This window comes from Dolichospermum sp. UHCC 0259 (assembly GCF_009711935.1).
Lineage (GTDB): Bacteria > Cyanobacteriota > Cyanobacteriia > Cyanobacteriales > Nostocaceae > Dolichospermum.
On record NZ_VIKX01000155.1, the window covers coordinates 23,289 to 30,065 of the forward strand.

A 6,777-nucleotide genomic window follows, 5' to 3' on the forward strand; every position below is an offset into this window, starting at 1 on the left:
TCGCAATAATAGAGTCAAAACTATTGACACCGACCAAAAAATTTGTTATCATAAAAACGACGAGGAAGAACTATCTCCATCGTGTAAGCGCAATTCAAAATTTACCTTTGCGCCTTTGTGTGAGATAAACTCAACTTTGCCCTAAACTTGTAGATTGTTCATAAACCCGTTTCAAAGTATTCACATCTCTGACAGAAATAAACGGCGGTTTGCGAACTTGAGAAAAATACATCGTATCAGTTTCTAGAAAACTATGACCCCAAATACCCAAAGCATGACCAAGTTCATGACGGGCTGCGGACAATACATAATCACCAGTTTGACTAGGACTCAGCAGAATTGTAAACCGGTGAGATAGAATATTATTTTCAGTATATAAATCATAAGTAGTTAAAGCCGAACGCGATCGCAGTATCTTACCATTAGGTTCACGTTGCAAGGGTGGTGCTTTTCGGGAGATTGTAATATCAGCAATAGCCAATTTTTCTACTACCTGCAAAGGTAAATAAATACTCCATTCTTGCACTGCTTGAGAAACACTATTAACCCATATTTGCGATTGTTTTTCATTAATATCAGTTGGTGTTTCTATCTTGACTTTCACCGGAAAACTTGACCAAATTAAATAACCAACTTTCGTAGATTTAATTTGATCAAAATAATCTCCACTATTTGTTTTATCTTGCCATTGAGCCAGAGTTGGTGGTAAAGGATGGGATTTTTGTACAATAGGCACAGAATTAGATACTTGAATGTTTCTTCCCTGTTCCCTATTCCCTGTTCCCTGTTCTCTCAAAACAGCATTAACTTGAAAGTTAGTCAAAACAACCAACAGTCCTGTACTTATTGCTAAAGTCAGAACTGCTGCTTGTAGTGAGCGAAGTCGAACTATTAATCTTCGCCAAAAGTTTTGATTTTGGGTAATTTTTCCCATTTTCAGTTTCAATTATTTGGGCAACCAATTAGCACTTAAAACCACAGTTAAACCCATAAAAACTACAACTAATGCCCAAGTAACTCGATTTAAAGTATTTTCGGCACTTTTGGTACTGCTAAATAATTGTGCTTGTCCACCAATAGCGCCAATGCCATCACCTTTAGGACTATGTAACAAAACGAGAATAATCAAACCGAGGGCGGAAAATGCCCAAATGCCTTGAATGATGTTAGTAATTGCCATATTTAGAAATGTTGTTTATAACAAGTAGGGTTTAAGTTAAATTGGCGGTTAGAAACCGCATCTACACAGGCAAAACCCACCGTCGTGGGTTTCAAGTCTTGATTTTTCTTGAGTCCGCGCAGGCGGACTTTGATTGTGTAGCCGCGACTTCCAGTCGCCAGGATTTTACGATTTTACAAACCTATTTGTACAGGAGTACGAGTTAGTTGTAAATCATATTCTGCGGCTTTAAGTAATGATCGCCCTGTCATTTCTTGTGGTTGAGATATTTGTAAAATATCCAGAATTGTCGGGGCAATGTCGGCTAATTTGCCATCATTTCTTAATACCACATTTGTTCCATATCCGGGTATTTTGGCTTTTTCGCCTTCTACCAAAATCAAAGGAACTGGGTTGGTAGTATGGGCTGTCCAAGGATGACCGCCTTCATCTAGCATATACTCAGCATTGCCGTGATCAGCAGTAATAATTGCTGTACCACCTGCTTTACCAATAGCATCAATCAGACGACCTAAACATTTATCTACTGCTTCAATCGCTGTGACTGTCGCTGGAATTTGCCCTGTATGCCCTACCATGTCTGGGTTAGCATAGTTCATTACAACTAGGGAATAGATACCCTTTCTGATGGCAGCGATCGCCACATCTGTCACAGCTTGTGCTGACATCGCCGGGGCTTGATCATAAGTCGCTACCATTGGACTACTGACTAATTCCCGGTCTTCCCCCTCACAAGGATCTTCTAGTCCCCCGTTAAAGAAGTAGGTGACATGAGCGTATTTTTCAGTTTCCGCCGTTCTAAACTGTTTTAAACCGCGATTAGCGATAACTTCACCCAGAATATTACTCAGATTTTGCGGTGCGAAAGCCACAGAAACTGGCAATTCTGGATCATACTGGGTAAAAGTTACAAAAGAAAGCGGTTGAATAGGCTGTCTTTCAAAACCGCTAAAAGTGTGACTAACAAAGGCTTGAGTTAGTTCTCTAGCGCGGTCGGGGCGGAAATTAAAAAATATGACCCCATCACCAGATTCTACCGCGCCCGGTTGCAACCGGACTGGGAGAACAAACTCATCAGTCACACCTTCAGCGTAAGCTGCTTGCAATACCTTTACAGCCGTGAGTCCATTGCCAGCGCTATCTGTTGTCATCACATCGTAGGCGCGTTGGACTCGATCCCAACGGTTATCACGATCCATTGCATAATAGCGACCACTGATAGTAGTGATTTCACCGATGCCAACATGATCTATATAGTCTTCCAACTGCTGAATGACGTTGATAGCATCTGTCGGTTTAGTGTCACGACCATCAGTAATGGCGTGGATACAAACTTGTGAAAGTTGCTGTTCCTTTGCTAAGTCAAGTAATCCAAATAGATGGGTAATATGGGAATGTACCCCCCCATCAGAACAAAGCCCCACTAGATGTAACTTGCCATTAGCAGAACGGACTTCCTGGCAAATTTTGACAAGGGCTGGGTTTGCGGCTAAAGAACCGTCTTCTACAGCATCTGAGATCCGTACCAATTCTTGGGGTACGACTCGACCAGCGCCAATGTTCAAATGACCAACTTCCGAGTTGCCCATTTGACCTTCTGGCAACCCTACGGCTTTTCCTGATGTGTGAATGAGGGTGTGGGGATATACTGCCCATAAACTGTCCATAATCGGAGTTTTGGCAGCGGTAATTGCGTTTCCTCGCTCTTCCTCACAGTAGCCCCATCCATCTAGAATGACTAGCACCACAGGAGCAACAGGTGCTTTGGTCATAGTAAAATCGCCCTTTACTGTTTGTAATACTCGAATGATACCATTGCTAAACAACTATGGAAGTTAAATTCAGTAGGAAAAAATCTTAAATCCCAAATTTTGTTAACCTACTGATACCAAATATTTGAGACGACGCTTGCGAAATGCCATTTAATTTTTATTCCGTTATAAGGTAAAGTTTTTTATCCCCCAAGCCAGTAGGGGCGGGGTTTCCCCGCCCTTCATTGCCTATTTTAGATTAAGGGCAGAGCGATCTGCTTGCAGCAGTGCTTCGCGATCGCCCTATTCCGTGAGATCATCAAGTTTATCTAATATTCTTAACCCGTCTTCTGGATTTCCCATTACAGCCATTGCTTTAAATCGAGTATAGGCATCAAATTCCGCTAGAGCTATAGTAGAAAGTTCTTCAATCAGTGTATTTACACTAATGCCTCTGGTTTGTGCCAATTCTTTTAATCTGATGTGTTTTTCGTTGGGTAAGCGAATAGTTAAAGTAGCCATTTTTTGTTTAACTCCTAATAATTTCTTCCGGTCTTAATATTGATAAGTTAGGAAATACGAGTTCAGCATTTTGGAAGTCTTTAACATTTTTGGTGACAATAATTTGAGCATTACCAGCAACCGCTAATTCAATTAAATGGTTGTCAGCTTCATCTTTTAAATTAGGTCGCCATAAGTAATAAATAAATTGATATCCATTGACTGACATTTATAAATGATGCAAGTAAAGTATAAATTTCTGTCTTAGTTAGAGAACATTTGCTGATAATCTCTTCTCGCTGCATGACTGATTCATACTCTAAAAATAAAGTATTTCCCATCAAAGGCTGATATTCTCCTTTCAAACAGCGTCGAATTAGTTCCCGACTAGAACCTTTTGATACAATAAGCGCACTAATAAAAACGCTTGTATCTACCACAATTTTAATCGCCATGCGGACATGATAGCATATATGCTGTCATTAGAGAAAATTTTGGTGTTCGTACTAAGTTTTTTCTGCTTTTCTACTATTTTAGATTAAACGTAGAGCGATCTGCTTGCAGCAGCGCTTCGCGATCGCCTTGTTCTGTAACATTATCATGCAAATGCTTAAGAGTACAAATTTGCATGAGTCATTAAGAAAATATAAAATACCCTAAATACACACAAAAAGTTTGTACTTTTATAAAGTATAATTAAGAATAAAGATAAATAAATCTGGCTAGATAGGCTTATTTCTTCACCTATTGCTCCTAGATCCGGTTAAAGTTTCTTTCTAAACTAAAAAGTACAATTTTCCGGTGCCAACAACTAAGTTAGCATTCAGGATCAAAGCGACGATGTAAAATTCCCAGTTGAAGAGGCAAATAAAGGCGTGGGTCAGTATCAATCTGATGAATTAAAGCAGTATAATCCAGAGGCACTGCCCTGGGCAAGCGGAGCGGCTCGTTACTTTCGTTACCGTCCTTGGTTAGCGTGGGGACGACTACTGAGAATAATCTGGTCTTTTGCCGGATTTATATTCAGTCTCAAATGGGACGAATGGCAAGATCAGGTGGAGGAAAATCAGGGGAAACGCGCTACCCAGTTGCGAACCCTACTCACCAACCTGGGTCCGACATTTATTAAAGTTGGTCAAGCCCTCTCGACTCGTCCCGACTTAATCCGCAAAGATTTCTTAGCAGAACTAATCAAGTTACAAGACCAGTTACCACCTTTTGATAATGATCTGGCATATCAGATTATTGAAACAGAATTAAATCGCTCAATTGGCGAAATTTTTCGAGAGCTTTCTCCTCAACCCGTAGCAGCCGCTAGTTTGGGTCAAGTTTACCGGGGTCGGTTACTCAGTGGCGAGGAAGTGGCAGTAAAAGTACAACGCCCTAATCTCCGCCCGCTACTGATAAAAGACCTGTACCTCATGCGTTGGGTTGCCAGTTGGCTTGCTCCCTGGCTACCGCTGAATCTCGGTCACGATTTAACTTTAATTGTGGACGAGTTTGGCACAAAGCTATTTGAGGAAATTGATTACATCAATGAAGGTCGCAATGCAGAAAAATTTGCCCATAATTTCCGTGATGACCCCCAGGTAAAAATTCCCGGTATTTACTGGAATTATACCAGCACTCATGTTTTAACACTAGAATGGATCAATGGCTTTAAACTCACAGATACTGCGAATATCCAATCTGTTGGTTTAGATCCAGAAGCCATCATTCAAATAGGTGTAACTACTGGGTTACAACAACTATTAGAGCATGGCTTTTTCCATGCCGATCCTCATCCTGGGAATTTGTTCGCTATGCCCGATGGTCGCATGGCTTACATTGATTTTGGCATGATGGATCAATTGGAGGAAACCACTAAGGAAAGTTTAGTTGATGCTCTAGTACATTTGGTAAATAAGGATTACGCCGATTTAGCAGAAGATTTTGTTAAATTGGGCTTTTTAGCAGCAAATACTAATATTACGCCGATTATTCCCGCCTTAGAAGCGGTATTAGGAAATGCTATTGGTAAAAATGTCCAAGATTTCAACTTCAAAACCATTACCGATGAGTTCTCGGAATTGATGTATGAATATCCTTTCCGTGTGCCGGCAAAGTTTGCTTTGATTATTCGTTCTTTGGTGACACAAGAAGGAATTGCCCTCAGTCTTAACCCTAATTTCAAAATTGTGGAAGTGGGTTATCCCTATATCGCTCGGCGGTTATTAACTGGGGAATCTCCCGCATTACGACGACGGCTATTGAATGTGTTGTTTAAAGATGGTAAATTTCAGTGGCAAAGGTTAGAAAATCTGATTACGATTGCTCGCACTGATAGCAATTTCGATGTTTTACCAACGGCGAAAATGGGGTTGGAATTCATCCTTTCTGAAGAGGGTAAATTTCTCCGTCGGCAGTTGGTCTTAGCTATCACTGAAGATGACCGTTTGCACACAGAAGAAGTCCAACGTCTGTGGGATTTAGTCAAGGATGATTTACCACCAAATCGCTTACTAAATGTAGCAATTAGCCTCTTAACAGAGTTCTCCAAAGAAGGTGTAGCAGCTATTTTAGCCAAATAATCTGTTACCAAATAAAAACGAATTTTAATAACAACCAGGAGTTTGAATGTATTATTACCCTCTGCAACCGCCTTACTTTTTACTATTAGTTGGTTTTTTCACGGCTTTAACTTCTGGGTTAGCTTTATCTGGGACATTAAAGGTAATTGTCCAGCAATGGCCACAAGATAAATCTCCTAAAGAAAAGACTAATACCCGTTCTTTTTATAAACAATTGTTAGTGCCATTTATTGGTATTACTGGTGGTTCTTGCTTATTTCTTTGTTCTGGTTTTGAGATATTTGGTTTTCCTACGGGAATGGCTTTAAGTATAGGTTTACCAATGAGTTTGCTAACTTGCTTTTTTGTTTGGCGGCAGTTGGGAGGTTTACTCGATTATGTTAAGAGTGAAGGAATGCAATCTTTAGATTTAGATTCTTGGTCTTAACGATATCATTAAGGGCGCAGACCCTGCGCCCCTACATTGTCAGAATCAGGATGTCCAGGATTAAAGGATTTACAGGATTAAAAATATATTGTCAGAATCAGGATGTCCAGGATTAAAGGATTAACAGGATTAAAAAATACATTGTCTGAATCAGGATTTCCAGGATTAAAGGATTAACAGGATAAAAAAATATATTGTCTGAATCAGGATTTCCAGGATTAAATGATTAACAGGATTAAAAATATATTGTCTGAATCAGGATTTCCAGGATTAAATGATTAACAGGATAAAAAGTAACTGTTCACACTCCCCCACTAAAAAGGAATTAGGAAGTAACAGGGATAGGAG

General features: G+C 40.0%; 6 protein-coding genes and 1 pseudogene. 2 read left to right on the forward strand and 5 right to left on the reverse strand.

All coding sequences use genetic code 11. From position 1 onward, the window contains the following. Positions 1-130 precede the first annotated feature (130 nt). The 5 genes and pseudogenes from FJR05_RS12340 to FJR05_RS27955 all read right to left on the reverse strand — a co-directional run bounded on the left by FJR05_RS12340 (position 131) and on the right by FJR05_RS27955 (position 3,887). A complete protein-coding gene (locus FJR05_RS12340) occupies positions 131-934 on the reverse strand; it encodes a peptidase (protein WP_168644361.1) in 804 nt (267 codons plus the stop codon). 12 nt (positions 935-946) lie between these two features. Beyond that, on the reverse strand, positions 947-1,180 hold the full coding sequence (gene secG, locus FJR05_RS12345; RefSeq protein ID WP_096669944.1) for a preprotein translocase subunit SecG: 234 nt from the start codon (positions 1,178-1,180) through the stop codon (positions 947-949). A 173-nt stretch (positions 1,181-1,353) separates the two neighbouring features. Beyond that, positions 1,354-2,952, reverse strand: coding sequence for a 2,3-bisphosphoglycerate-independent phosphoglycerate mutase (gpmI, locus tag FJR05_RS12350; RefSeq protein WP_168644363.1), 1,599 nt, complete (start codon positions 2,950-2,952; stop codon positions 1,354-1,356). Between the two features lie 282 nt (positions 2,953-3,234). Further along, complete coding sequence (locus tag FJR05_RS12355) at positions 3,235-3,453, reverse strand: toxin-antitoxin system HicB family antitoxin (protein WP_168644365.1); 219 nt, start codon at positions 3,451-3,453, stop codon at positions 3,235-3,237. A gap of 7 nt (positions 3,454-3,460) precedes the next feature. After that, positions 3,461-3,887 (reverse strand): annotated as a pseudogene (locus FJR05_RS27955) (putative toxin-antitoxin system toxin component, PIN family). A gap of 420 nt (positions 3,888-4,307) precedes the next feature. Here FJR05_RS27955 and FJR05_RS12365 point away from each other — a divergent pair. After that, positions 4,308-6,002, forward strand: coding sequence for an AarF/ABC1/UbiB kinase family protein (locus tag FJR05_RS12365; RefSeq protein WP_168644367.1), 1,695 nt, complete (start codon positions 4,308-4,310; stop codon positions 6,000-6,002). A gap of 46 nt (positions 6,003-6,048) precedes the next feature. After that, positions 6,049-6,429 (forward strand): hypothetical protein, encoded by a 381-nt coding sequence (locus FJR05_RS12370; protein WP_168644368.1) that lies wholly within the window; start codon positions 6,049-6,051, stop codon positions 6,427-6,429. Positions 6,430-6,777 lie beyond the last annotated feature (348 nt).